The following is a 23,402-nucleotide window of genomic DNA, read 5'->3' on the forward strand; positions in this document are numbered from 1 at the left end:
AAACAATCTTTATGTATAAAATTCTGATCAATAGCATTTTCACTCAGCCGTAAAAAATATAGGTAATTTTATTTTTAAATTTTTTATACTACTTATTAATGATATATATCATTGTTTTATTTTTATCATTTAGCATAATTTAACAGTAAAGGTATATTTAAAAAGTCTATTTAAGCCCATGCTGAACTATTATATAAATATCAAATTTTTCACATAATTTTAACTTTTTAATTATCAATACACATTCTCATAAATTGATAATTCATTCTATTTTGATGGATTTTAAAATGTATGCCCGAAATTAAACTCAACGATTCACTTTTTAAAAATAAAATGAATTGTTAGAGCAAAAAACACCCAACAAAATAGCTTTTTGTACTTTTTAATCAAAACTCACGTTCAAATATAATTTTCACCTTAAAAATTATAAAGAAAAACTTCACTACTTTATTTTAAATAAAAATATCAAATACTTAGTTTAAGGTTTGCATTATTAAAGTTTGGTAGGTGTTTAGTAGGTATTCAATCTAGCCCTCAAAACAGATACTCAACCTCAAGGTGAACATCACCTTTCTGGAATGATGAAATAACAATGGTAGAAGGAATCGCACCATGGCTTTTAAAAATATAGCAGATCAAACAAACGGTTTTTACATCCCTTGCGTCTCACTTTTTGGTCCAGGTTGTGCCAAAGAAGTCGGTGCTAAAGCACAAAATTTAGGGGCAAAAAAAGCCCTCATCGTCACTGATGCCGGCTTATTCAAATTTGGTGTTGCAGACATTATTGTTGGATATCTTAAAGATGCTGGGGTAGACAGTCATATTTTTCCTGGGGCGGAACCAAACCCGACAGACATTAACGTACATAATGGCGTAAACGAATATAACAATAATGGTTGTGACTTTATTGTGTCTTTAGGCGGTGGCTCTTCTCATGACTGTGCAAAAGGAATCGGCTTAGTTACCGCAGGTGGCGGTCATATTCGTGATTATGAAGGGATTGATCAAAGTAAAGTCCCAATGACACCGCTTGTCGCAATCAATACGACAGCAGGAACTGCTTCCGAAATGACTCGTTTCTGTATTATCACCAATACTGATACCCATGTAAAAATGGCAATTGTTGATTGGCGTTGTACACCGCTTGTTGCAATTGATGATCCTAAACTCATGATTGCAAAACCTGCTGCTTTAACTGCTGCAACGGGTATGGATGCTTTAACTCATGCTGTAGAAGCTTATGTTTCAACTGCTGCAAACCCAATTACTGATGCATGTGCAGAAAAAGCCATTTCAATGATTAGCGAATGGTTAAGCCCTGCTGTTGCCAATGGCGAAAATCTTGAAGCACGTGATGCAATGGCATATGCACAATATTTAGCAGGTATGGCATTTAACAATGCGTCTTTAGGTTATGTACATGCAATGGCTCATCAATTAGGTGGCTTCTATAACCTTCCACACGGCGTATGTAATGCAATTCTATTACCGCATGTGTGTGAGTTTAACTTAATTGCCTGCCCAGACCGTTATGCAAAAATTGCCCAATTAATGGGTGTCAATACTGAGGGTTTAACCGTTACTGAGGCTGCCTTTGCTGCGATTGATGCAATTCGTGAGTTATCTTCATCTATTGGTATCCCTTCTGGCTTAGCTGAACTGGGTGTCAAAGCGGAAGATCATGCAGTGATGACCTCAAATGCGCAAAAAGATGCCTGTATGTTGACCAATCCACGTAAAGCAACTGATGCTCAAGTCATTAAAATTTTTGAATCAGCAATGTAAAATGATCCGCTTTCGTTCTACTCAGCCTGAGAACCTTTTAGGCCAAATACAATGAAGTGTGCTTGATACTCAGGAATATTACTTTGGTAATATTCCTTTTTTATACGCTTATAAAAAATGACAATCATTATTGTCAGATATATTGATAAAGTCACAATCTATGACTATGATGCTTAAAACATCAGCGGATTATTTCAGCAATGACAACAACAAGTAAAACCATCATCATCACGGGTGCAAATACCGGAATCGGGCTTGCAACTGCAGAAACCTTTATTAAGGATGGTCACCATGTGATCATTGCTTGTCGTAATCTAGAAAAAGCCAAAACAGCACAGCAACATTTAGAGTCATTCGGTACAGGTCAAGTAGACATAATTCACCTTGATTTAAATAGTCTTGAACAAATTAACCAAGCAGCCAATGAAATTATTGCTAAATATGAAAAAATTGATGTATTAGTCAACAATGCTGGCATGATGACACCTGATCTTGAGGCCACAGCTGATGGTTTTGAAAAACAGTTTGGGGTAAATTATCTGGGGCCTTTTCTTTGGACATTGAAACTTCTTCCATTGGTTCAAAAAGCCCAACAAGGTCGTGTAATTCATTTGGCTTCAATGATGCATCTTTTAGGTCGTATCCAACCTGAAAACTTTAACGCGGATCAAGTGAAGAAATACAATGGTGTTTTGAGCTATGGCAATAGTAAATTAGCTAATCTGCTCTTTAGTAATATCCTCGCCAAACAACTATATGGAAGTCATGTCACCAGCAATGCATTACATCCAGGTGGCGTAGATTCTGAGATTTATCGTGAATTACCCAAATGGCAATATGCAATCATTAAACTTGGTCTTATTCCACCATCTAAGCCTGCCGAATTAATTAAAAAAATTGCTTTTGATCCGTCATGGGAAAAGCGAAATGGTGATTATGTGAGTTTACAAACTCCAGCGTTTAAATCAGGCAGGGCCAAAGATATAAAGTTGGCACAAAAACTATATGATGAATCCTATGCGCTGGTAAAAGACTATCTGTAATTTTTCGGATTTCATTTTTCTATAAAATTCAGGAATACGCTATGACCACTCAATCTATTGAATATCAACCTGATACCCTTGGTACGGGTTATGAAAAACTAACCTTAAACTTACCAAATGACTATGATGGTAAAGTCATTGCGACTTTGGTACGCAAACAAGCAGATCAAGCGACCAAGAAAGCGGTGCTCTATATCCATGGTTTTATCGATTATTTCTTTCAAACAGAAATGGCTGAACAATTTAATCAACATGATTATGATTTTTATGCACTTGATTTAAGAAAATATGGTCGTTCTTACCTACCACATCAAAAATATTATTATGTTCTAAATTTGAATGAATATGATGAAGAAATCACGCAAGCATTAAAGATTATTGGTCAGGAAGGCCACACTGAGGTGTTACTGGCAGGACATTCTACAGGTGGATTGATCGCAACATTATATGCAGCACATTATCCACAACACCCCCTTATTCAAGCCTTATGGTGCAATAGTCCTTTTTATGACTTTAATATGCCTGCTTGGAAGAAAAAATTAGCCCTCCCCAAACTCAGCGCAATGGGCAAACGCTTACCTAATTTAAAGTTTCCAAGTGAATTAAATAAATGGTATGTCACCAGTCTGCATAAAGATTTGCAAGGCGAATGGGATTTCAGCTTAGAGTGGAAAAAACCAACTTACCCCAAAGTATATTTAAGCTTTGTGCATGCAATTTTTGAAGCGCAAAAAGAAATTCATGCAGGTGTACAGATCAATGTACCAACCTTAGTGATGCATTCTCACAGAACAACCTATCCTAAGAAATTTAACCGAGATGCTCAAAGCACTGATGTTATTTTAGAGGTCAAAGACATCGTCAGAGATGCAGGTAAAATACAGGGCGATGTTAATGTCATGACCATTCAAAATGGACTACATGACTTGGTTTTATCGGCACCAGAAGTCAGAAGAGAAGTTTATCATCAACTTTTTTCATGGTTAGCTCAAAAGCAACCTTAAAGGCTCAAATCCATTTTTCTTTGCAAGCAAATGATCAGTTAAAAGTATCCTGCAAAATCAATGCTCATCTTTATATTTCATTAGAATTTGATGAGCAGGATGCCCGTCTGGTGTAAGTTCAATTAGACGTTCAACGGCATCAATCGCTTCTGGAAAATGTGCAAGGTGTTTTAATAAAGCATCTGTTTCATTGGCTTTAAAAATCGCTTCACTTAGGCGTGATTCGAGGCAGTCTCGCCATGCAGATAAAAAAGGACTTTCGGTTTTAGCTAAAAATACACCTTTACATAATTTTAAAGCGGATTCGGTATAACCCGCATCTAAAGCATTCTCTGCTTGCAAGAAATCTGCTTCAACATGTGCCAATAAACGATAAGGCCGTGAACCCAGCATGCCGCCCAAGATATCACGCAACTGCGACATTTCTGCTTTTAATGTGCCGACACTCACTTTTCGTTCACCATACAACGCTTGATGTAAATTTTCCAGATTCATCCCTTGAGGGCACAACGCAAGAATGGTCAAAATTTCAATTTGTCGTGGTGTCAATACCACAATCTTGCCATTGAACAACACTTGTGGCACAGCAAAAGCACGGATAAATAAATGTTGTTGTTGAAACTCTAGCAATGCCGATTGAATAATCGAGGCACAGCGCTCAGCCGCCAATAATCCCAAACTATTGTGATGATTCCATGTGGTTGAAAGATCAATGACCCCTAAAACTTGTTTGGAATATGGATCTATAATTGGAGAGGCATAACAAACCCAGTCATGCACAGAAGACATAAAATGCTCGTTGGAAAACACACAACTGGATTGTTGGGTTTTTAATGACAGTGCCAAAGCATTAGTTCCCACCAAATCTTCACGCCATTGTCCACCAGCAATAAAATGGACACGTTCTGCAGCATTGCGCATTTGCCCACTTGCGGCTGACCAAATAATAGTGCTACCGATATCCCCTACTGCAGCAACCATTGCTGACTGTTCTGCGATATGAGTTAATTCATCCCGACAATGTTCTATTGCTTTTTCTAACAGCGTTTTTCTTTCTTGTTTTACATTCATCAAAGGTGCAGCATCACGATCTTTGGGAATCGCAGCTGAGTTGGAACGTTGCCATGAACTTGCAATACTCTGTCCGAGTTGATCAGCATGTTTTAAAGACAAACTACTGCTTTGGCGTAACTGCTCAATTAAACTCCGTTTATTTGATAACTCTTGTTGGCTTAACATACGCTACTTCCTCTGTAATTCGTTAAAAAATATCCTATCCTTTCTCTGTTGTTTTTATCCAGCGGACCTGCTTATAAATTACTCTAGCACATTAACATAGTGAGCTTAACCTGAGTCAACACAACTCATACCAAAGCTGTAGAATAAAACCAATTTTTTCCAATATTTAGCAATTTTCTAATAAACAAGAAAATATTGCCAAAGATTAAAGCATAGCGCAAATGACTCTAGGATTTCATCCAACCTTTTCCCTACCTTTGACTCTCTATGCTCAATCCATCATGTAAACAATCATTGTTCATACATGCCATATTAAACACATCATGAATGATCATGAATATAAGTAAAGGGATACTCTTATGCGTTATGTAGATCCAAATCAACCTGGTTCAAAAGTACAGTTCAAAGCCCAATATGAAAACTTTATTGATGGCAAATGGGTAGCACCGGTTAAAGGGCAATATTTTGATAATGTCTCTCCTGTAGATGGTAAAGCCTTTACCAAAATTCCACGTTCTTCCGCGGAAGATATCGAACTTGCATTAGATGCAGCACATAAAGCCAAAGCTTCATGGAACAAAGCATCTCCAACAACACGTTCAAATGTACTACTGAAAATAGCAGATCGTTTAGAAGAAAATTTAGAATTACTGGCGGTTGCAGAAACATGGGAAAATGGTAAGCCAATTCGTGAAACATTGGCAGCCGATATTCCTTTAGCAATTGACCATTTCCGTTATTTTGCAGGTTGTTTACGTGCACAAGAAGGTGGTATCTCTGAAATTGATGAAGATACCATTGCTTACCACTTCCATGAACCTTTAGGTGTAGTGGGTCAGATCATTCCATGGAATTTCCCTATTCTTATGGCAGCATGGAAACTTGCACCAGCACTTGCAGCGGGTAACTGTATTGTACTTAAACCTGCTGAACAAACACCATCAAGTATTTTAGTAGTTGCAGAACTCATTCAAGATATTTTACCGCCAGGCGTTTTAAATATTGTCAATGGTTACGGCGTTGAAGTGGGTCGCCCACTGGCTACCAATCCACGTATTGCTAAAATTGCCTTTACAGGTTCTACTGCGGTTGGTCAAATGATCATGCAATATGCAACTGAAAATATTATTCCTGTAACGCTTGAGCTTGGTGGTAAATCACCAAACATTTTCTTTGAAGATGTCATGGATAAAGATGATGATTATTTAGACAAAGCGCTTGAAGGCTTTGCCATGTTCGCCTTAAACCAAGGTGAAGTATGTACTTGCCCATCACGTGCATTGGTTCAAGAAAGTATTGCAGATAAATTCCTTGAAATGGCAGTTGAACGTGTAAAACGCATCAAAACTGGACATCCTTTAGACACAGACACCATGATTGGTGCTCAGGCATCTCAAGAGCAACAAGACAAAATCTTGGGTTGTATTGCAACAGGTCGTGCTGAAGGTGCTCAACTGCTTACAGGGGGTGGCGATCGTCAGGAAGTCGGTCAAGGTTTCTATATTGAACCTACCATTTTCAAAGGCGACAACAGTATGAAGATTTTCCAAGAAGAAATTTTTGGACCAGTTCTCTCTGTAGCAACATTTAAAGATTATGATGATGCAATCAGAATTGCCAATGATACGATGTATGGCTTAGGCGCTGGTGTATGGTCTCGTTCTGCGCATACCTCTTATCGTGCGGGTCGTGCGATTGAAGCTGGTCGTGTATGGACCAACTGCTACCATATCTACCCTGCACATGCAGCATTTGGTGGTTATAAGAAATCTGGTATTGGCCGTGAAAACCACAAGATGATGCTTGATCATTATCAACAAACCAAGAATTTATTGGTTAGCTATTCAACCAAAGCAATGGGCTTCTTCTAAGTTCTATAGTTGATTTACACTTTAAAAAAGTGAACTTCGGTTCGCTTTTTTTAGTCATGATTAAGATGCTGTTTAATCCTTATAACTGTCAATTCATTCATTATTTTATACAGATTGCGATGATTCGCTAAATTTAGTCGGTTGTTGGATTCATCCAAACATCTTCATAGCCATGCTTATCAATAATGACATGATAACCGTGCTCAAGCGCCAAATAAGGTAAAATTTCAGGTAAATATTGCTGTAAATGTGAGGCATGCAGCGGTTGATAAAAATCATCAGCTGAAGAATATTCTCCACAGTGAATAAACCAAGAAACATTGTCTTGTTTTTTTAGCGCAACTCGAACTGCATAAATCGGTTGTTGGCCTAGACTCTGTAATGCAATTGCAACCCTATCCGACAGATTAAATTCCATATATTTTGATTCATATTTTTTGCAAATTTGCCTTTGTAATGTTTCTAAATTCATCAACACATTCCTTTATTGCCTGTTTCGTATTGTTTGTTTAGTTGAATAAACCAATGCGTTCAAACAGATATACTGAGATCAGCAGCAAAATTATTTAGGTCTTTTCCATAACATTTTAATATGTTCGAAACTATATCCAACCACGACTCTTAAATTCATCATCAATAACATTGTGAAAAACACAATCACAGACATCACTAAACTTTGTGGAAGAAATTTCTGATCTAAAACAGATTTATAAGTATTCAATGCTAAATATAAAATGATCAAAAGTATATAAAACAACAGTTGAAAGTAGATCTTGTATCTTGGTTTTTTCTCAACAAATTCCATCAAATAAACAGACAAAAACAATGCAGAAAATGCGGTAAAAACAAAGAAGCATATTACCCATAAAATACTAAAACTTTTGATATGACTAATTGCCCATAAGGATAGGTTAGCAACACAGCCACATAGTATAAATGCTGTTTTAGGACGTTCTATGAATTTATAAATCAAATCATTCATGCTGTGTTTAGACTCGTCATTTATTCTTCTGCGAAACGTTCACGATAAAATGCTAAACCATTTGTGCAATATCAATAAATGCCTGCGTAATTGGACTCATCTGTTTTTTATTCTTCACTGCCAGACTAATAGACCGCTTAATATTGGGTGATAAAGGTAATTTTTGCACATTGGGAAACAGTGTCATTAACTCTTTATTCAATGCCATATCAGCAACAATTGAAACACCTGCACCATTGTTAACCATATTAATAATGGTCAAAATTTGAGAAAAATAACATTTAATTTTTGGACTCAGATTGGCTTTTCTAAACATCTCTGTGACATGGTTTTGACTGCCTGCTGAGGTCATTAAAAAAGGATATTCTGCCAATTCATCCAATCGAACTGCACTTTGCTGTGATCGTGCATAGGACTTTGGAATAAGTGCTACAAAAATATCCTCAATCACAGGAAAAGTATCAAAGCGTTCTTCGGGTAAAACTACAAATCCAACATCAATAGTACGATCATGAATCCATTGAGTAATATCTTTATCCGTTCCTTCTTTAATAAACACTTCAATATTTGGATATTTTAAACTAAATTTTTCTAGAATTAAGGGAATAAGTACATTAGAAGATGAAGCACCAAAAGATCCAATTCTTAAAGTTCCAGAATGAAATCCTTGTATATCGGAGATTTCTTGTTTTAGTACATTAGAAATATTCAAAATTTCTTTCACATGCACTAAAAGCCGTATGCCAGATTCAGTTAACTCAACTTCATTATGATTGCGATAAAACAATGTGACCGACCAATCTTGTTCTAAGCATTTAATTGCATGAGAAATCGCAGATTGAGAAATTTGCAAACGCTGAGCTGTAACAGTAAAGCTTTTCTGTTCAGCCAACACGGCAAAAATAGTCAGTTGAGTAAATGTCATCGCTACTCTATCCATGAGTAAAGACTCATTTTACCATGAATAGGCATAAGTCATATTCTTGATTAAAATTTACTTGGGTTTAGCTTACAGATGAAAAAATCAGTGGGTGGGACTTGGTCGAATTAGGTTCTGCATAGAGCGTTCATCATGCTACAAATGATTACTATTCTTTTCCCATCCATCGCCCTGATTGGTTTAGGTTTTTATCTTTTCCAGTCACATATACTTGATGAAAAATTCTGGAATGGCGCAGAAAAGCTAAATTACTATATTTTATTTCCAGCCTTATTGTTTAGTTCTCTTGCAAATGCAGATATGAATATGGGGCATCTCAACAGTATTCTTACAGTCATTTTTTTAATTATGGCCATGATCATTGCTGGCGTTTATCTGTTTGCAAAGTTAAACCGCACACCTATTGCCCAGATCGGTGTATATGTCCAAAGCTTGATTCGTTTTAATACCTATCTCGGACTCTCGATTGCCACAACACTTAATAATGCTGAAATCAAAAGTATCTTGGTAAATATCCTTGCTATAGCAATTCCCTTGGTTAATGTTATTTCGATCCTTTCTCTGACAGATAAAGATCAACAGAACATTAAAAATATATTCTGGTCTTTAATCAAAAACCCACTGATCAGCTCTTGTATATTGGGAATTACATTTAATCTTTTAAACATCCCTATTTGGTCTGGCTTTGCAAACCTGTTAAATGCTTTTTCAAGTAGTAGTCTGATGTTAGGCTTATTATGTGTAGGAACAGCAATTCAATTTTCGACCCTCAGAATTTATCTGAAAAAGTCTTTGCTCATTAGCCTAATCAGATTATTGCTGATCCCGCTTATTGCCTTTATCTGTTTGCAGTTTTTTGAGCTAAGTCATGCCGCCGTGATTGCTATCATGATTTTCTTTTCTATCCCAACCGCATCTTCCGCATATATCTTAACCAAACTATTAAACGGCGATCATCAATTAATGGCAGCAAGCATCAGCATGCAAACACTTTTATCCGTATTCACTTTGGCACTAATCCTTGCACTATTACAGCATTTTTATGTTTAATCCTCTATATTTACGATTAGCTTTCTTCATCAAATATTTTTCTGATTCAATGCAGTTTGGCTTTCTATAGAATAACTGTGCGGCATGGCTAGCTGTAACACAATACAATGCAATTCTCTCATGCTAGCATCTAAATAATAGAATCAGAATTTAAAAGCGTATTTATCAAGATTAAGCCAATTCCATCTCAACAAAGTGAAGATGATCAACACCCCAAAACATTTCATCTCCAATAAACCATGTCGGTGCACCAAAAACACCACGCCCAATGGCTTCTTCTGTGATATTTTTTAGTTGGGCTTTAACCTGTTCATCTGAAAGCCAAGTTTGAACCTGCTCTGTACTAAAACCCAATGATTGAAGCAAGGTAATAAATTCATTGATATCATTTAAATTACGCGGATGCCCAAACATTGCATCAAATAAAGCGTTTAACACTGTTAAGAATTTTTCAGCTTGATAAAGCTGAACTGCTGTAATCACGCGCATCAGATTTAAAGTATTAATTGGAAAATAGGGATTCATTTGTATTGGAATATTCCAGAGTTTTGACCAACGCCCCATATCGATCATCGAATAACTGGCTTTTGCTGGCACAGCCATTGGACTACTGTTCCCTGTGGCTTTAAAAATGCCACCAAGCAAGATCGGCTTCCAGATCACTTGTGCTTGATTTTGTTTTGCAATTTTTTGAATCTGATAAAAGCCTAAATAACTATATGGGCTACCCAAATCAAAATAAAATTCTACCTGTTTCATTCAGTGTTATTCCTTAACTGTACTGATCATATTTTTATCGTACTACTGTAAAAATAATTCTAGAAAAAACTTAAATCATGACTTCTTACTCTCGCTATATCGAGATAAGTCATCTAGCTATATTAACCTACTCATACAAAAAACTTACTAATATAAAGTGACTTACCATTTTTCCATCCAAGGGCGTAAATCTAGCTCATGCGTCCATGCATCACGTGGTTGCTGGGCAAGATGCCAATAATTTTCAGCAATATGTTCAGGATTTAAAATACCATCTTGGTCTTTTTTCTCATAAAGATCAGGAAAACTGTTTTTAATAAAATCTGTATCAATTGCACCATCAACTACCACATGAGCCACATGAATATTCTGTGGACCAAGTTCACGCGCCATACTCTGTGCCAAAGCTCTAAGTGCATGCTTTGCCCCTGCAAATGCTGAAAAATAAGCAGCACCACGTAGACCAGCAGTCGCGCCAGTAAAGATCAATGTCCCGCGTTGTCGGCTTACCATTCGTTTCGCCACTTCACGACCAGTTAAAAAAGCAGAAAAACACGCCATTTCCCATATTTTAAAATATTTACGCGCTGTTTCTTCAAGAATGCTACATGGAACATTAGCACCGATATTAAAAACCAGTACCTCTATTTCGCCAATGTTACTTTCAATTTCTTCGATCAATTGTATAACTTGCTGTTCTTTTCGAGCATCAGATGCAAAACCGTATGCTGTTCCACCTGCCTGTTCAATCTCATCAATCAGTGGTTGTAACTTGTCAGCATTGCGACGGGTCATACAACTAATATATCCCCCTTTGGCAAAACGTTTCGCAATTGCGCCACCTGTTGCATCACCTGCTCCAATAATCAATGCAACTTTCTGATTTGATGTTGTTATTTCATCTTGCATATCATGCTTCCCTTTTTGCATAACGATCGTTATTATAACGATCACTATGTTATAGTTTTACAAGAGCGTCAAGGAAAATTTGATCGAGGAAAATATGCGATACAAATCTGGATATAAAGAAGAAAAAAGAAAAGAACTATTAAAAATCAGTGGACAGCTTGCCAAAAAAGATGGCTTTGCTGCAACCGGTGTAGATGGCTTTATGAAAGCTGCTGGCGTGACCAGTGGTGCATTCTATTCACATTTTTCTTCCAAGCAGGATTTGTTTAAAGCATTGGTTGAAAATGAACTTAAAAATAGCATTCAGCTGTGGCAAAGCAATCCCCATAATCAGGCTGAGTTATGGATTGAATTTGAACTCAATCGTTACTTAACCCTCTCTCATGTTGAACATCCAAATCATGGTTGTGTACTGCCAACACTCGCCACAGAAGTCGCACGTTCTGATGAGGAGATTAAACAACGCTATCAACAAGAATTACAGCGCGGTCATGCCCTATTTACTCAACGCCTCGGAAGTGAAGAAAAAGCCTGGGGCGTCTTATGTCAACTGGTAGGTGCTATACTCATAGCAAGAAGTGTTTCTGATGATTCGGTTAAATCGACCATTTTGGAATCAAGCAAACACTGTATTTATTCTATGTTGCAAATCACATCATAAATTTAGTTTTCAACCCAATAGAATCTAGTATAAATTAGCGATATTCTCGTTAAATCATCATAAAACCATGACTTCCTCCACATACGCTTTGCCGAAGACAATCTATGCCATTCAACATTTAGCTTTTGAAGATTTAGGTATTCTTGAAGACACTTTTTATGATTTGGGCTATCGCATACGTTATTTTGAAGCAGGTATAGATGATTTAAAGCAAGCATTTGCATTTGAAGGTTTAGTCGTCGTTCTAGGTGGTCCAATTGGTGTTTATGAAACTGAGGATTATCCTTTTTTAAATGATGAAATCACTTATCTTAAACAACGTTTAGCCAAGAATTTACCAACGCTTGGTATTTGCTTAGGTGCACAATTGATTGCACATGCTTTGGGTGCAAAGGTTTATGCAGGCCATCAAAAAGAAATTGGCTGGAGTCAATTGAAGCTAAATCTGGCTCAAAATAATCCATTATTGCCACTCGTAAATACCGAAGTTTTACATTGGCATGGTGATACGTTTGACTTGCCAGTACAGGCTGAATTACTTGCAAGCTCTGCAATTTATACAAATCAGGCATTTAGAGTTGGTCAAAATATCTTAGCACTACAATTCCATGTCGAAGTTGCAGCAGAGGATATGGAAAAATGGCTGATTGGTCATACTTGTGAATTGCGTAAAGCTGCCTTAAATATTCCTCATTTACGAACTGAAAATGAAAAATATGCGCCAAATCTAGAATTAAAATCACCCCTGGTTTTAGAGCATTTTATCAAACACTTAAATGTATAATCTGTTTATCTATATCAGCATGAAATAGACTTTACTGTTTCGTGCTTTTTATACCCTATTTAGTCTCCACCCATAAATACGGTGTTGGTGTAAGTGTAATATCAATACTGCGTTGCCCATATTTAACTTACTATTATATTTAACTGACTATACCATTTACATTTAAAAGATTTTCTTTATTTATACATAATATTATTTAATTAAACTTTATACTAAGTCGTACTCATCATTATTTTGAGCTACAGGATTATACAGAGTAGATACATTAAAACTTGCTAATTTAATTATACTTCATACTTTAAAACAAAGACTTTATTTGCAATGAATAAAATATATATTGGCACATCTGTGCTCATGACAACACTTCTTTCTGCCTGTTCTACCCCTGAAGTAAATACTCAAAATGCTAAACCGCTTGGCATGGCTAATCCCGCAAGTGTGTATTGTCAAAAAATGGGAGGCGAGTCTCAGATTAAAAAAAATGCATTAGGAAATGAAGCAGGATATTGTAAGCTTCCAAATGGAACAGTGGTTGATGAATGGAAGTTGTTTAGAAGTGCACAAGGCGATGTGCAAGCTGCTGCTAAATAATTTTGAATAATCGCTGCGGAATATAAACAATAGACAAGCCTTCTTGAATGACTCATTTTCTATTGGCATTAATTTCAGACTCATTACTATATATTCACTACGGTAATGAGTTGCTCCACCCTTTTCATAATTAAAATAAATTAGATCTAAACTTGCACTAAATATAAACAGTATTGTATTTATTTTGGGAATATTGAATAGATGAAAACCTATCAATCTAAACAGGAACTGATTGTTGCAATCAATAATTCATTAAATCAATATTTAACAGAATTTGAAGAAATATCCGAAGACTTAAAAGATCATAAAGTTGCAACTGTAGATAAAACCCCTGCCCAAAATTTATCCTATCAATTGGGATGGGTAAATTTATTATTAGAATGGGAAAGCAAAGAACTTGCAGGTTTCCCCGTTTCAATGCCGAAAGAAGGTTATAAATGGAATAACTTAGCAAGTCTATATCAAAATTTTTATCAAACCCATGCCCAGCATTCATTAAAAGAAAATACTCGGTTATTATCTAAACAGGTCAAAGAAGTCACAGACTGGATTGAAAATCTAACAGATGGAGAACTATTTGAAATAAATCAACGTAAATGGGCAACCACACCTGCCAACTGGCCACTGTATAAATGGATTCATATCAACACTGTCGCCCCTTTTACCAATTTTAGAGTTCAAATCAGAAAATGGAAGAAACTCAACATAAATACTGAACAAACTAAAAAGCCTTAACAGGTTATTTTTTTCAGTTCTAAATATTGAGAAATGGTGTTATTTAATTCATCCAAATAGTACTGTTTTGGTTTTTCTTGCCCTAATGATTTATCATATTTCATTAAAGCAGGCAGGTATTCTGTTTTATAGACACGCTCATATTCACCACATAATAATGCTCTATTTACCTCATTACTGGTATTTTCATCATCCAGTTGCTCATGCATGACTTTAATGGGTTTTTCTTGTTTCATCAGTACCAAACTATGAGGATTTGGAGTAATGCAACCTGTAAGCATAAGCAATAATACCATTGTTATTTTTTTCATAAACTTGCTTCATCGTTCTTAGGTTAAGCTGATCATAAACTATTTATATCTTATATCACCCTCTCAATTTATCGATAACAATTAAAATTTGAGTTTTTCTAAAGTACATATTAAAATCTTGATTAAGTAACAAAATCAAAATTTGATATAAATATATCAAATTTATATCGCTAAAAGTGCAGAGCGTTAAAATTCAATCACTCGCAATTTTATTGATTGTCAGCCATTTAAGGTGTAAAAAATTTAATCCCATGTCCTATAGAAATAAGCCAAACACAAAACAATTGTTATCCTCTGCTTGGTCAACAGATCAAGATTGCTTTCTCATTGAAAACAACCATTTAACTGTTGATCAATTGGCTGAAATACTGCCTTACCAGCATGATGAAATTATCGCAAGAAAAAGACAACTTGGACTGCTTAGAAGAGATTTTTACATGAAAAAACTACATGACTTGTAAGCAAAATTACAATATCCCCGCATCAGGCGCGACATAATGAATATATATATTAAATACTTAAATATAGGGCTATGTCATGAACAACAAGTTTAAAATATTAACGCTCGTCGGTGGAATAGCATTACTTAGTGTTGCGGCATTTGCTTATGCAGGAAATGAAAAGATTCAAACCGTTAAAAATGTAGATTTAAAGAGGTATCTGGGTACTTGGCATGAAATTGCACGCAAGCCAATGTATTTTCAAAATAAATGCGATTATAACGTTACTGCTGATTATTCCTTAAATGAAAATGGCTCAATCAAAGTAGATAATCGTTGTTACGATAAAAATGGCAAGCTTCAACAATCAATTGGCGAAGCATATGTACAAAACGCGCCTACGAACTCCAAATTAAAAGTAAGTTTTTTACCAAAAATACTTCGTTGGTTACCTGTGGGGCGTGGTGATTATTGGATTTTAAAGCTGGATGAAAATTATCAAGTTGCATTGATCGGTACACCCAACAAAAAATATTTATGGTTACTCAGTCGATCTCCACAGCTTGATCCAGCCACAACTGAAGAATATTTAAATTATGCTAAAAGCTTAGGTTATAATTTAAGTGATTTAATTGAAACCAAACAAAAATAAACGCATACAAGCCCTTAAAAGGGCTTGTTAGATCTAGCTCATTTTATACGATTACGCTACAAATCCTTCTTATCAATATTGTCTACGAAATGAGACAAAACTGATGAGCACCCCCACAATCATCAATGCTCCAGCACACAAAAAGGTAAATTGCATCCCATCAATGATTGCTAAAGCCGTTGCCTGAGTGAGTTGATTTGTGCCGACACCAAATGAAAAAATAGCTCCCATCACTGAAACCCCGATAATTAAGCCCATATTACGAGATAAGCTAAGAAGTCCTGATACCATCCCTTGTCGAGCTTTGGGAACATCTGCCAAGGTCATGGTATTGTTGGCTGCCTGAAACAGTTGATAACCCGAAGTCAAAATAATGATCGGCATAATATAGCCACTTATACCCATCAATTTCGGTAAGATAGCGAGCATCGAGCTACCGATAATCAGAAAAATCAACCCTGTAGTGACGATATAGCGACTGCCCCAACGATCGACAAGTCGACCCGATGGAATCCCACTTAAGATAGCAACCACTGGCCCAATCCCCATAATCAAACCCACTTGTATTTGATTCAAGTTTAGACCAAGACTGAGATAAAAAGGTCCAATGACAAGTGTGGTCATCATAACGGCGGCAACCAGCAAATTAACCATGAGGTTTTGTGTTATGTTCGTGTCTGGTTGCAAAGAAGTTAGTGCAGGAATTTCTTTTTTAATGTAATCATTAGGCAGCAGTACCCAAGCCAGAATAATCGCGATACCCGCAAGTATAAACTGTAATCCCAAAATGCCTTGCCAACCGCTCACAACAAGCAGAAACCCACCCAACACTGGTCCAAGTGCTGTACCTAAAGCTGATATCGTTCCAAGCATTCCCATTGCTCTTCCCAACTGTGATTTACTGACGGTATGACGTGTCAGTGCCATTGCAAGTGTCATTAAGAATGCCGCACCTATTCCTTGAAATGATCGTGAAGCAACCAATATCCATAAGTTAGGTGCAACACTACATAGCAGTGAAGCCAAACTGAATATAATCAGTCCAACGATCAGCATAGACTTACATCCATATCGATCACCTAAGCGTCCAGCAATGACAACAGAGAGCGTCAGCGAGACAAGGTATCCAATTACAATAGCCTGTATTTGATTAAATGGCAGTAGAAATACCTCAGCAAGTATGGGTAAGGCGATATTGACAATGCTTGTCACCAGCGATGCCAATAGCATGGATAACGCCAAAGTGATGGTGATTCCAGTTTGGGTCTTGTTTATCGATTCTGTCTGCTCTGTCATGTTGCGCTCTTGTCAGCAGTGGTGTTTAATCACATACTACTAATTCAAGTTGACTTGAGGTCAAGTATGAAATTTCTTGATATTGGTGTAGTTTCAGCAAAAAGTGGAATTAAACCTTCAGCACTACGCTATTATGAAGAAATCGGTTTGATTTTCTCAATTTCTCGTCATGGATTACGTAGACAATTTTCTTCTGAAGTTCTGTTACGACTCACTTTGATTTCAATGGGAAAATCGGCGGGCTTTTCGCTTAAAGAGATCGCAGCAATGTTCGATAGTCGTGGCGCACTTGATCTTTCTCCAAGTGTTATTCATCAAAAAGCCGATGAGATTGATCTTCAAATTCATAAATTGATCGCACTCCGTGACATACTTCGCCACGTAGGTGACTGCCCTGCACCATCGCATTTGCAATGCCCTAGCTTTAAGCGACTAGTTGAGAAGGCTGCTCAGAAATAAAAGACATTTTAAAAAGATTGTTAGGCGTATTTGTTGAATAGCTAAATTAGATTGTAGAACAATAATTAAAATTAGCACGCAATGACATTGAACAGTCAAATGGCTTTCTCTAAGATGATAAAACAAGCTTAAATTTTCATGACTTTTATACATTTGTAGCCTGATCTATGAGTATTAATTGTATATGTTGAAATCGGTATTTTTGATTTATGGATCAAAACAAATCTAGTGATTCTGGTGTTTTCCTCTGGTTAACATATCACACCCTAAATAAAATGAATTTGGATGCAAATCGGATATTTTCACAAATAAGATTATCTGAACAACCACCTGACAAAACCATTCGGCGAGATAATTCGACCCAACAACGCTTTTGGGAAATAGCTGAAGAAATCAGTGCTGATCAAAATATCGGACTTCATGTAGGTGAACATTTCCCCATTTTTAGAGGCGAAATATTAGAATACATTTTTATGAGTAGTCCTACATTTGGGGACGGCTTACAAAGAGCTTTGCGTTATCAAAAAATTTTTACTGATGCTTTTGTGGCTCATTTACACATTGAAAATCAAAATGCAATGATCACGAATCTTCAGCACCCAGTTCGTCATTATCTAGAATGCGCCATAAGCGTTATGCTTAATTTTTTGAACTATATAACTAACAATCATTTTAATCCCAAAGAAATATGGTTGCCATACCAACAAGGTGCGAGCTTAGATGAATATCAACGTATCTGGAAATGCCCTACTCGTTTAGGTATGCAGCACGGCTGTATAGTTTTTGATGCTGAAATATTGAGCTTAGCTTCAGCATCAGCTGAACCAATGCTATTAAAAATACATGAGCATGTTGCTAAACAGCAGGTGAAAGTTGTCGATAAATATTATTTAATTAATGATATAGAAAACTTACTCAGCTCCGGTTTATTAGAATCAGGTCAATTAGATTTAAAATTAATTGCCCAACATTTAGGGCTGCAGCCACGAAAACTTCGTGCAGATCTTAAAGAAGTGAATACGACTTTTGAAAAAGTTTTGGCAACTTACCGTGAAAAAATGGCCAAAAAACTATTGATGAATCCCAATATAAGCATAGATCAAGTTGTATATTTACTTGGTTTTTCTGAGCCTTCCGCCTTTTCACGTGCCTTTAAACGCTGGACAAATGAAACGCCATCCCATTATCGCCAGCGTAAGCAAAAATAATTTTTTAGCTATAACTTGATTCTAATGACATTTAACGAGTTAGCTTTTCAGTCAAAAAAAATGAGCTGTTCTTTTCTACACTGATGTTTATTTCTTAATTGAAAAGGATTAGAGATGTTAGGTTTTCCAATTGGCCTTTTAGTTGCGAATGGATTTGAATGGTATGCACATAAGGTATGGTTGCATGAATTTCCAAGTAAACACCGTAATAGCCCTTGCTTCACACATATAGCACATCATAAACGTGCCAGAACACATGTGTTTCATGATGAAGGATATCGTGAATCTATGTTTAAAAATGCAGAAATTTATAATGAAAAAACCGCATTGTTAGGTATAGCCGCGGTTTCAACTGTATTTTTACCCATTGCACCATTTTTTACTGCCGGCTTATACTATGGGATTTGGAATTATTGGCGAGTACATGCAAAATCTCACCTAGACCCTGAATATGCGCGTAAACGGATCCCTTGGCACTATGATCATCATATGGCTAGTAATCAAAATGCCAATTGGTGTGTTACACGTCCGTGGTTTGATTATATAATGGGAACACGTGTTTTTACTGAGCTTTCGATTAAAGAAAGCAATCCTCTAGGAATAAATCTACCTAAAAATTTTGAAATAATCCTAAACAAGACATCACAGAAAATATTTGCAAAATCATATCTTAAAATTACTTCTAAGAGTGCATTGGATATAAAAAGTGCTCGTCAAGGCATCTCATTAGAACTGTAAATTTTAACAAATAAAGTATTAAGGATCATTTAGATGAAACGATTATTACCCAAACACATTGCTGCGCCAAAGTTTTTACATAATTTTATCGATTGTTCAGAGACAATCAACGGAAAACCTTTTGAGGTGAATACGCCAACGCATACACCACGAGGAAAATATTCTTGCGTTCATTATGGGGTTATGATTCCGAATCTTAATGTACCATTTAATTTTTTGAATCTTTTAATTGTGGTTGGTCAACCACGTGTAAAAATTTTTAGAAATCAACATTTGATCCAAACCACTGCGCTTGATACAGCAAATGTATTAATAGGCACAGCAGTGGGTACAGACAAACACTTTAATGGCTATAGTGTAGAAAATGACTGTAAATTGGAAAGTAATGGTTCATCCTTAAAATTTGGGAATGACTTGTTATTAAAAGGCACATATCCAAATTTTCATGCGCATCGTGAAGGTCATGATTTCAATTTTGATTTAAAGATTCGTGCGACTGATAAAATTGCACATTTTGCACAAATGTCATTAGGTTTATATGATCACTGGGCATTATTATGTACATATGAAGGATTTCTTGAATATCAAGGTAAGAAAACCTCAGTTCAAGGACTTTGTACTTATGAATATGCTCGTGCAGTAGATGTAAATTTATATATCAATTATTTTACTTATCATATTTTAAATATCGATGAGAAAACTCAAGTCCTACTTGTCGAAGTTCTTGGCCCATTAAATCTTGTATTGCAACGTCGAGTATATATTCGTTCTACAGATGATCATGGCAGTATTCATTCAAATGGATTTAATTTTAATGTCCATGCATTTCAAGCTCAACGTGTTATAACACCGAATGGTTTATCAATGCGTTTACCTCGTACTTTCTCATGGTGCGTGAATGATAATAATGGAAATTCGTTAATACGTATTGATGGTCTAACAAATGCAGATTTTCAATATGGCATGGCTGGAGGCTATGCAGGAAGCTATCAATACAAAGGTACATTCAAAGGGAGTCCAGTTGAAGGTACTGGTTATATTGAATATTTAGATATCCGTACTGATTAGATCAATTCAACTTATAACTAGGCGATAAAAAAGGCCTATAAAGCAAGTTATATCCACCTTATAAGCCTTTGATCTATTTAAATATTACTTTGCTACAGACGCTTCTGTTGTAATATTTACAGTGATTTTATCACCTACATTTGGCACGTATGCTCCAACACCAAATGCTGAACGGTCAAATGATGTCGTTGCATTGAAACCAATTGACTGCGCTTTAGTCATTGGATGTTCACCTTGTTTGTTTAAAACAGCATCTAAAATAACTGGTTTAGTCACATCTTTCACAGTTAAATTACCTGTGATTTTGTATTTATTTTTACCTAAAGCTTGAACTTTAGTACTTTTAAAAGTGATATTTGGATACTTTTCAGCATCAAAGAAATCTGCCTTTTTTAAATGTTCGTCTAATGCTGCTACATTGGTATTTAAACTAGCTAATGGAATAGTTACATTGACAGATGAGTCTGCTGGTTTTGCATTATCAACAGAGATCGTACCTTGAATGTCACTGAAGTTTGCTGAAGGTGTTGAAAAACCGAAATGATTCCAAGTAAATACTGTTGCAGTATGTGTTGGATCAATTTTGTAATCTACAGGCTTTGCCATACTGAAAGTTGTAACTGATGCTACGGCCAAACCCAATGTTAATGCTTTAAAGTTCATCTTTATATTCTCGCTATCGAATGGATATTAGTGTATACACTTCCCGTATAAATTCACTGTTATTGATAATACGATATGTTGCATATATGCAACGATTCTATAATGACCATTTTAAAAACTTAATCCAACCCTAAAAAAACAAAACAAGACTTTGTTTTATAATTATTTATTTTTTAAAAAGTAATTAAGAAAAACATTGACCATAGGTCACATTCAAATCTAAAATTTATAAAGCAATAAATTAAACTGAAAAATTTTCCGAAAATTTTATATTGATGATACTGGTCTATTTTTATCTGATGAACATTTTATGGCAAATCTTGCTCAAGTAGAAAGTACACAGACACCTTATCGTGTGACACTCACCCATCCCCAAGGACATACATGGTATGCCGATAAACCTAGCGATAAGGGTGTTCAAGATACAGCACAGAATCCGATTTAATTTCTATTATCTACATAATCTGCTTGTACTGTGAGCAACTTAGAAATGTATTCAAATCATAAAGGGCTAAAATTGAACATGTACAATTAGATTGACCTTTAAACCCTGAAGTAGTTGAGAATAATATTTCAAGGAAAATTTTTCTTAAAGGTGATTTCACCGAGTAGCAACATAAACGCCTGCTTAAAGTTACAGAAAGTTGTCCTGTTCATAAATTATTGACTTCAAATATTCAAATTCAAACAGAGTTGGGAATTGAATGCTAAATGCTAAGCATAGGACAAGCACATATTCATAATAGTAGCGTAAAAATATGATACAAAACGTCCTGTCAAAAATGTAGGCAATTACATCAATCCGTATGGCCTACACTTTGTTTTTCTAATCCCAATTATTTTGCAATTCTTTCCGAGGAAGCTAAAAGTAATCTAGCTGTTATCCATAATGACTTTTGTGTGATTACACACCATGATCAAGTTAACCATTTTATACCTTGTATTTAAAAAAAGTTATTAATCGTTGTTGTGAGCTCGAATTTGGCTTATGGGTATTTGTAGGTGAAAAAAGTTTTCAAGATTATTAAGATCATTTTAATAAAGAAAATCATGAAATCACTTTTTTGGTCGCTGTGTAATTTTCTTTCTGAATATAAATTTGGTGATTCTTCGACACTGATGTCTGTTCATACCCAAACTGGTAATTTAAGAACTATTTTGATTCCATATCTCGCTAAGGAACATCCATTTGTAGATGATTTTTATCATGATATTTCATTGGGCGATGCTGAAAAACGTATTAAAAATATGATGGATCGTTTATCTTAAATTTTCTAGGTTAATATCATTTGAATTATCAAAGTTTTATTTATAACTAATTTACTTGAGTCAGTTTTTGTACGATTGTTCTGCAAAATATTTCTAAAATATCAAAGCCCCTTACGGGGCTTTTAAACTTATAACTTCTCAACCAAGACACGATCAACCTGTTTTAAACCAGAGTGCTTTTCATGGTTTTTACGGCGGATCTTAATCAACTTATCTTCTTGAAAATCTTGTAGCAGTAACTCAACAGCAACCATAGATTCAAGCGGCAAATCCTGCCCAATCCACTTTTGCTCACCTGCATCCATCAAGGTAATTTCATCACTAATTTGTTCATAAAGGCTCATATTTTCCTCACTTATGGGATATGTATCACCATGTTTCATGAATACCCAATGAATGGCACAACTATATACCTATTGCAAAAAACTGCTACTAAAATTTAGTTAATTTACAAACCAAGTTCACAAAATAAAACCGCCCCAATTGGGGCAAATAATTTGCTTATAAATCAATTAAATAATTTAGAATGTTGCAATTTTGTTGCACTTTCACGGAAATAACAAATTTCAAATAAATTTGAATACGTTATAAATACACTAATATTTTTAAAATGCAAGTTGAAATAAGCGATGTAAATACCTGCTTCCACTTTAATTAAGGTATTTGCTCTTCATCCCCTTTAAAACACTAAATTCATTATAACTAAGAGATTTTATCAATTTTAAAAATTTTACCAGTGAGCTTACTTTGAAAAAACATTTCAAAACTCGGTCGTATGTCTTCGCCTTCAACTGTAATGTATTTTAAATTTGAAAAACATTGGGTATTAGCGAAATAATTATCCACGGTTGCCTGAATGAGATATTTAATTCCAAACTGGTCTTTAACACTGATACTTTGTTTAAGCATTACGATATCCTAATAAAATTTTGGCAGAAATGAAGA

27 protein-coding genes and 2 pseudogenes are annotated in these 23,402 nt (G+C 35.6%); 18 read left to right on the top strand and 11 right to left on the bottom strand.

Annotated elements, in window-relative coordinates; genetic code table 11:
• Window positions 1-612: 612 nt before the first annotated feature.
• The 3 genes from mdh to WFN33_RS17020 all read left to right on the top strand — a co-directional run bounded on the left by mdh (window position 613) and on the right by WFN33_RS17020 (window position 3,832).
• Window positions 613-1,785 (top strand): iron-dependent methanol dehydrogenase, encoded by a 1,173-nt coding sequence (gene mdh, locus WFN33_RS17010; RefSeq protein ID WP_336954198.1) that lies wholly within the window; start codon window positions 613-615, stop codon window positions 1,783-1,785.
• Window positions 1,786-1,985: 200 nt separating this feature from the next.
• A complete protein-coding gene (locus WFN33_RS17015) occupies window positions 1,986-2,828 on the top strand; it encodes an SDR family NAD(P)-dependent oxidoreductase (RefSeq protein ID WP_336954199.1) in 843 nt (280 codons plus the stop codon).
• A 41-nt stretch (window positions 2,829-2,869) separates the two neighbouring features.
• Window positions 2,870-3,832 (top strand): alpha/beta hydrolase, encoded by a 963-nt coding sequence (locus WFN33_RS17020; protein ID WP_336954200.1) that lies wholly within the window; start codon window positions 2,870-2,872, stop codon window positions 3,830-3,832.
• 57 nt (window positions 3,833-3,889) lie between these two features.
• Here the strand turns inward: WFN33_RS17020 and WFN33_RS17025 are convergent, their stop codons facing one another.
• A complete protein-coding gene (locus WFN33_RS17025; RefSeq protein ID WP_336954201.1) occupies window positions 3,890-5,071 on the bottom strand; it encodes a transcriptional regulator in 1,182 nt (393 codons plus the stop codon).
• 359 nt (window positions 5,072-5,430) lie between these two features.
• Here WFN33_RS17025 and exaC point away from each other — a divergent pair, with 359 nt between their 5' ends.
• Window positions 5,431-6,942, top strand: coding sequence for an acetaldehyde dehydrogenase ExaC (exaC, locus tag WFN33_RS17030; RefSeq protein WP_004719517.1), 1,512 nt, complete (start codon window positions 5,431-5,433; stop codon window positions 6,940-6,942).
• A gap of 133 nt (window positions 6,943-7,075) precedes the next feature.
• Here exaC and WFN33_RS17035 read toward each other — a convergent pair whose 3' ends face one another.
• From WFN33_RS17035 to WFN33_RS17045, 3 genes are all read right to left on the bottom strand, one after another.
• A complete protein-coding gene (locus WFN33_RS17035; protein WP_336954202.1) occupies window positions 7,076-7,414 on the bottom strand; it encodes an immunity protein Imm33 domain-containing protein in 339 nt (112 codons plus the stop codon).
• Window positions 7,415-7,504: 90 nt separating this feature from the next.
• Window positions 7,505-7,924: a hypothetical protein gene (locus WFN33_RS17040; RefSeq protein WP_336954203.1), complete on the bottom strand. Its 420-nt coding sequence runs from the start codon at window positions 7,922-7,924 to the stop codon at window positions 7,505-7,507.
• A gap of 52 nt (window positions 7,925-7,976) precedes the next feature.
• Window positions 7,977-8,849, bottom strand: a complete 873-nt coding sequence (locus WFN33_RS17045) for a LysR family transcriptional regulator (RefSeq protein WP_336954288.1) — start codon at window positions 8,847-8,849, stop codon at window positions 7,977-7,979.
• 147 nt (window positions 8,850-8,996) lie between these two features.
• On the opposite strand from WFN33_RS17045, the gene WFN33_RS17050 reads away from it, so the two are divergent.
• Complete coding sequence (locus WFN33_RS17050) at window positions 8,997-9,914, top strand: AEC family transporter (RefSeq protein WP_336954204.1); 918 nt, start codon at window positions 8,997-8,999, stop codon at window positions 9,912-9,914.
• 171 nt (window positions 9,915-10,085) lie between these two features.
• On the opposite strand, the gene WFN33_RS17055 is transcribed toward WFN33_RS17050, so the two are convergent.
• Both WFN33_RS17055 and WFN33_RS17060 read right to left on the bottom strand, forming a co-directional pair.
• Entirely contained in the window at window positions 10,086-10,673 is a 588-nt protein-coding gene (locus tag WFN33_RS17055; protein WP_336954206.1) for a 2-hydroxychromene-2-carboxylate isomerase, read from the bottom strand.
• Between the two features lie 162 nt (window positions 10,674-10,835).
• Entirely contained in the window at window positions 10,836-11,582 is a 747-nt protein-coding gene (locus WFN33_RS17060; RefSeq protein WP_096734377.1) for an SDR family oxidoreductase, read from the bottom strand.
• A 94-nt stretch (window positions 11,583-11,676) separates the two neighbouring features.
• Between WFN33_RS17060 and WFN33_RS17065 the strand changes: the two genes are divergently transcribed.
• The 4 genes from WFN33_RS17065 (at window position 11,677) to WFN33_RS17080 (ending at window position 14,353) form a co-directional block, all read left to right on the top strand.
• Entirely contained in the window at window positions 11,677-12,243 is a 567-nt protein-coding gene (locus WFN33_RS17065) for a TetR/AcrR family transcriptional regulator (protein WP_336954207.1), read from the top strand.
• Window positions 12,244-12,310: 67 nt separating this feature from the next.
• Window positions 12,311-13,027, top strand: coding sequence for a glutamine amidotransferase (locus WFN33_RS17070; RefSeq protein ID WP_336954208.1), 717 nt, complete (start codon window positions 12,311-12,313; stop codon window positions 13,025-13,027).
• Window positions 13,028-13,348: 321 nt separating this feature from the next.
• Window positions 13,349-13,618, top strand: coding sequence for a putative hemolysin (locus WFN33_RS17075; protein ID WP_336954209.1), 270 nt, complete (start codon window positions 13,349-13,351; stop codon window positions 13,616-13,618).
• 201 nt (window positions 13,619-13,819) lie between these two features.
• Window positions 13,820-14,353, top strand: a complete 534-nt coding sequence (locus WFN33_RS17080) for a ClbS/DfsB family four-helix bundle protein (protein ID WP_336954210.1) — start codon at window positions 13,820-13,822, stop codon at window positions 14,351-14,353.
• Here the strand turns inward: WFN33_RS17080 and WFN33_RS17085 are convergent.
• Window positions 14,350-14,664 (bottom strand): hypothetical protein, encoded by a 315-nt coding sequence (locus WFN33_RS17085; protein ID WP_336954211.1) that lies wholly within the window; start codon window positions 14,662-14,664, stop codon window positions 14,350-14,352. The two genes, WFN33_RS17080 and WFN33_RS17085, sit on opposite strands and share 4 nt — an antisense overlap.
• A gap of 251 nt (window positions 14,665-14,915) precedes the next feature.
• Between WFN33_RS17085 and WFN33_RS17090 the strand changes: the two genes are divergently transcribed.
• The gene (locus WFN33_RS17090) at window positions 14,916-15,125 is read left to right on the top strand and encodes an acyl-CoA thioesterase (RefSeq protein WP_336954212.1); all 210 of its coding nucleotides are present in this window, start codon (window positions 14,916-14,918) and stop codon (window positions 15,123-15,125) included.
• 76 nt (window positions 15,126-15,201) lie between these two features.
• The gene (locus tag WFN33_RS17095; RefSeq protein ID WP_336954213.1) at window positions 15,202-15,756 is read left to right on the top strand and encodes a lipocalin family protein; all 555 of its coding nucleotides are present in this window, start codon (window positions 15,202-15,204) and stop codon (window positions 15,754-15,756) included.
• Window positions 15,757-15,828: 72 nt separating this feature from the next.
• Here the strand turns inward: WFN33_RS17095 and WFN33_RS17100 are convergent, their stop codons facing one another.
• Window positions 15,829-17,052, bottom strand: coding sequence for an MFS transporter (locus WFN33_RS17100; RefSeq protein ID WP_336954214.1), 1,224 nt, complete (start codon window positions 17,050-17,052; stop codon window positions 15,829-15,831).
• 66 nt (window positions 17,053-17,118) lie between these two features.
• On the opposite strand from WFN33_RS17100, the gene WFN33_RS17105 reads away from it, so the two are divergent.
• The 4 genes from WFN33_RS17105 to WFN33_RS17120 all read left to right on the top strand — a co-directional run bounded on the left by WFN33_RS17105 (window position 17,119) and on the right by WFN33_RS17120 (window position 20,525).
• Window positions 17,119-17,511 carry a helix-turn-helix domain-containing protein gene (locus tag WFN33_RS17105; RefSeq protein WP_336954215.1) on the top strand — a complete coding sequence of 131 codons (393 nt, stop codon included), beginning with the start codon at window positions 17,119-17,121 and terminating at the stop codon, window positions 17,509-17,511.
• 209 nt (window positions 17,512-17,720) lie between these two features.
• Window positions 17,721-18,719 (top strand): AraC family transcriptional regulator, encoded by a 999-nt coding sequence (locus tag WFN33_RS17110; RefSeq protein WP_336954216.1) that lies wholly within the window; start codon window positions 17,721-17,723, stop codon window positions 18,717-18,719.
• Between the two features lie 114 nt (window positions 18,720-18,833).
• Entirely contained in the window at window positions 18,834-19,457 is a 624-nt protein-coding gene (locus WFN33_RS17115; protein WP_336954217.1) for a hypothetical protein, read from the top strand.
• Between the two features lie 33 nt (window positions 19,458-19,490).
• Entirely contained in the window at window positions 19,491-20,525 is a 1,035-nt protein-coding gene (locus WFN33_RS17120; RefSeq protein ID WP_336954218.1) for a DUF6670 family protein, read from the top strand.
• A gap of 84 nt (window positions 20,526-20,609) precedes the next feature.
• Here WFN33_RS17120 and WFN33_RS17125 read toward each other — a convergent pair whose 3' ends face one another.
• Window positions 20,610-21,188, bottom strand: a complete 579-nt coding sequence (locus tag WFN33_RS17125; protein ID WP_336954219.1) for a YceI family protein — start codon at window positions 21,186-21,188, stop codon at window positions 20,610-20,612.
• Between the two features lie 310 nt (window positions 21,189-21,498).
• On the opposite strand from WFN33_RS17125, the pseudogene WFN33_RS17130 reads away from it, so the two are divergent.
• From WFN33_RS17130 to WFN33_RS17135, 3 genes and pseudogenes are all read left to right on the top strand, one after another.
• Window positions 21,499-21,899 (top strand): annotated as a pseudogene (locus tag WFN33_RS17130) (OsmC family protein).
• A 75-nt stretch (window positions 21,900-21,974) separates the two neighbouring features.
• A pseudogene (locus WFN33_RS20485) lies at window positions 21,975-22,136 on the top strand (hypothetical protein); the annotation flags it as partial.
• A gap of 102 nt (window positions 22,137-22,238) precedes the next feature.
• On the top strand, window positions 22,239-22,457 hold the full coding sequence (locus WFN33_RS17135) for a hypothetical protein (RefSeq protein WP_336954221.1): 219 nt from the start codon (window positions 22,239-22,241) through the stop codon (window positions 22,455-22,457).
• Window positions 22,458-22,585: 128 nt separating this feature from the next.
• On the opposite strand, the gene WFN33_RS17140 is transcribed toward WFN33_RS17135, so the two are convergent.
• Both WFN33_RS17140 and WFN33_RS17145 read right to left on the bottom strand, forming a co-directional pair.
• Window positions 22,586-22,801, bottom strand: a complete 216-nt coding sequence (locus tag WFN33_RS17140; protein WP_336954222.1) for a hypothetical protein — start codon at window positions 22,799-22,801, stop codon at window positions 22,586-22,588.
• Between the two features lie 358 nt (window positions 22,802-23,159).
• On the bottom strand, window positions 23,160-23,366 hold the full coding sequence (locus WFN33_RS17145; protein WP_336954223.1) for a hypothetical protein: 207 nt from the start codon (window positions 23,364-23,366) through the stop codon (window positions 23,160-23,162).
• Between the last annotated feature and the right edge of the window lie 36 nt (window positions 23,367-23,402).

This window comes from Acinetobacter sp. AS167, from assembly GCF_037152175.1.
Taxonomy (GTDB): domain Bacteria; phylum Pseudomonadota; class Gammaproteobacteria; order Pseudomonadales; family Moraxellaceae; genus Acinetobacter.

Bases quoted from the DNA above. Each gene is read 5' to 3' on its own strand.
- mdh (WP_336954198.1), top strand. From the start codon at position 613: ATGGCTTTTAAAAATATAGCAGATCAAACAAACGGTTTTTACATCCCT.
- WFN33_RS17015 (WP_336954199.1), top strand. From the start codon at position 1,986: ATGACAACAACAAGTAAAACCATCATCATCACGGGTGCAAATACCGGA.
- WFN33_RS17020 (WP_336954200.1), top strand. From the start codon at position 2,870: ATGACCACTCAATCTATTGAATATCAACCTGATACCCTTGGTACGGGT.
- WFN33_RS17025 (WP_336954201.1), bottom strand. From the start codon at position 5,071: ATGTTAAGCCAACAAGAGTTATCAAATAAACGGAGTTTAATTGAGCAG.
- exaC (WP_004719517.1), top strand. From the start codon at position 5,431: ATGCGTTATGTAGATCCAAATCAACCTGGTTCAAAAGTACAGTTCAAA.
- WFN33_RS17035 (WP_336954202.1), bottom strand. From the start codon at position 7,414: ATGAATTTAGAAACATTACAAAGGCAAATTTGCAAAAAATATGAATCA.
- WFN33_RS17040 (WP_336954203.1), bottom strand. From the start codon at position 7,924: ATGAATGATTTGATTTATAAATTCATAGAACGTCCTAAAACAGCATTT.
- WFN33_RS17045 (WP_336954288.1), bottom strand. From the start codon at position 8,849: ATGACATTTACTCAACTGACTATTTTTGCCGTGTTGGCTGAACAGAAA.
- WFN33_RS17050 (WP_336954204.1), top strand. From the start codon at position 8,997: ATGCTACAAATGATTACTATTCTTTTCCCATCCATCGCCCTGATTGGT.
- WFN33_RS17055 (WP_336954206.1), bottom strand. From the start codon at position 10,673: ATGAAACAGGTAGAATTTTATTTTGATTTGGGTAGCCCATATAGTTAT.
- WFN33_RS17060 (WP_096734377.1), bottom strand. From the start codon at position 11,582: ATGCAAGATGAAATAACAACATCAAATCAGAAAGTTGCATTGATTATT.
- WFN33_RS17065 (WP_336954207.1), top strand. From the start codon at position 11,677: ATGCGATACAAATCTGGATATAAAGAAGAAAAAAGAAAAGAACTATTA.
- WFN33_RS17070 (WP_336954208.1), top strand. From the start codon at position 12,311: ATGACTTCCTCCACATACGCTTTGCCGAAGACAATCTATGCCATTCAA.
- WFN33_RS17075 (WP_336954209.1), top strand. From the start codon at position 13,349: ATGAATAAAATATATATTGGCACATCTGTGCTCATGACAACACTTCTT.
- WFN33_RS17080 (WP_336954210.1), top strand. From the start codon at position 13,820: ATGAAAACCTATCAATCTAAACAGGAACTGATTGTTGCAATCAATAAT.
- WFN33_RS17085 (WP_336954211.1), bottom strand. From the start codon at position 14,664: ATGAAAAAAATAACAATGGTATTATTGCTTATGCTTACAGGTTGCATT.
- WFN33_RS17090 (WP_336954212.1), top strand. From the start codon at position 14,916: ATGTCCTATAGAAATAAGCCAAACACAAAACAATTGTTATCCTCTGCT.
- WFN33_RS17095 (WP_336954213.1), top strand. From the start codon at position 15,202: ATGAACAACAAGTTTAAAATATTAACGCTCGTCGGTGGAATAGCATTA.
- WFN33_RS17100 (WP_336954214.1), bottom strand. From the start codon at position 17,052: ATGACAGAGCAGACAGAATCGATAAACAAGACCCAAACTGGAATCACC.
- WFN33_RS17105 (WP_336954215.1), top strand. From the start codon at position 17,119: ATGAAATTTCTTGATATTGGTGTAGTTTCAGCAAAAAGTGGAATTAAA.
- WFN33_RS17110 (WP_336954216.1), top strand. From the start codon at position 17,721: ATGGATCAAAACAAATCTAGTGATTCTGGTGTTTTCCTCTGGTTAACA.
- WFN33_RS17115 (WP_336954217.1), top strand. From the start codon at position 18,834: ATGTTAGGTTTTCCAATTGGCCTTTTAGTTGCGAATGGATTTGAATGG.
- WFN33_RS17120 (WP_336954218.1), top strand. From the start codon at position 19,491: ATGAAACGATTATTACCCAAACACATTGCTGCGCCAAAGTTTTTACAT.
- WFN33_RS17125 (WP_336954219.1), bottom strand. From the start codon at position 21,188: ATGAACTTTAAAGCATTAACATTGGGTTTGGCCGTAGCATCAGTTACA.
- WFN33_RS17135 (WP_336954221.1), top strand. From the start codon at position 22,239: ATGAAATCACTTTTTTGGTCGCTGTGTAATTTTCTTTCTGAATATAAA.
- WFN33_RS17140 (WP_336954222.1), bottom strand. From the start codon at position 22,801: ATGAGCCTTTATGAACAAATTAGTGATGAAATTACCTTGATGGATGCA.
- WFN33_RS17145 (WP_336954223.1), bottom strand. From the start codon at position 23,366: ATGCTTAAACAAAGTATCAGTGTTAAAGACCAGTTTGGAATTAAATAT.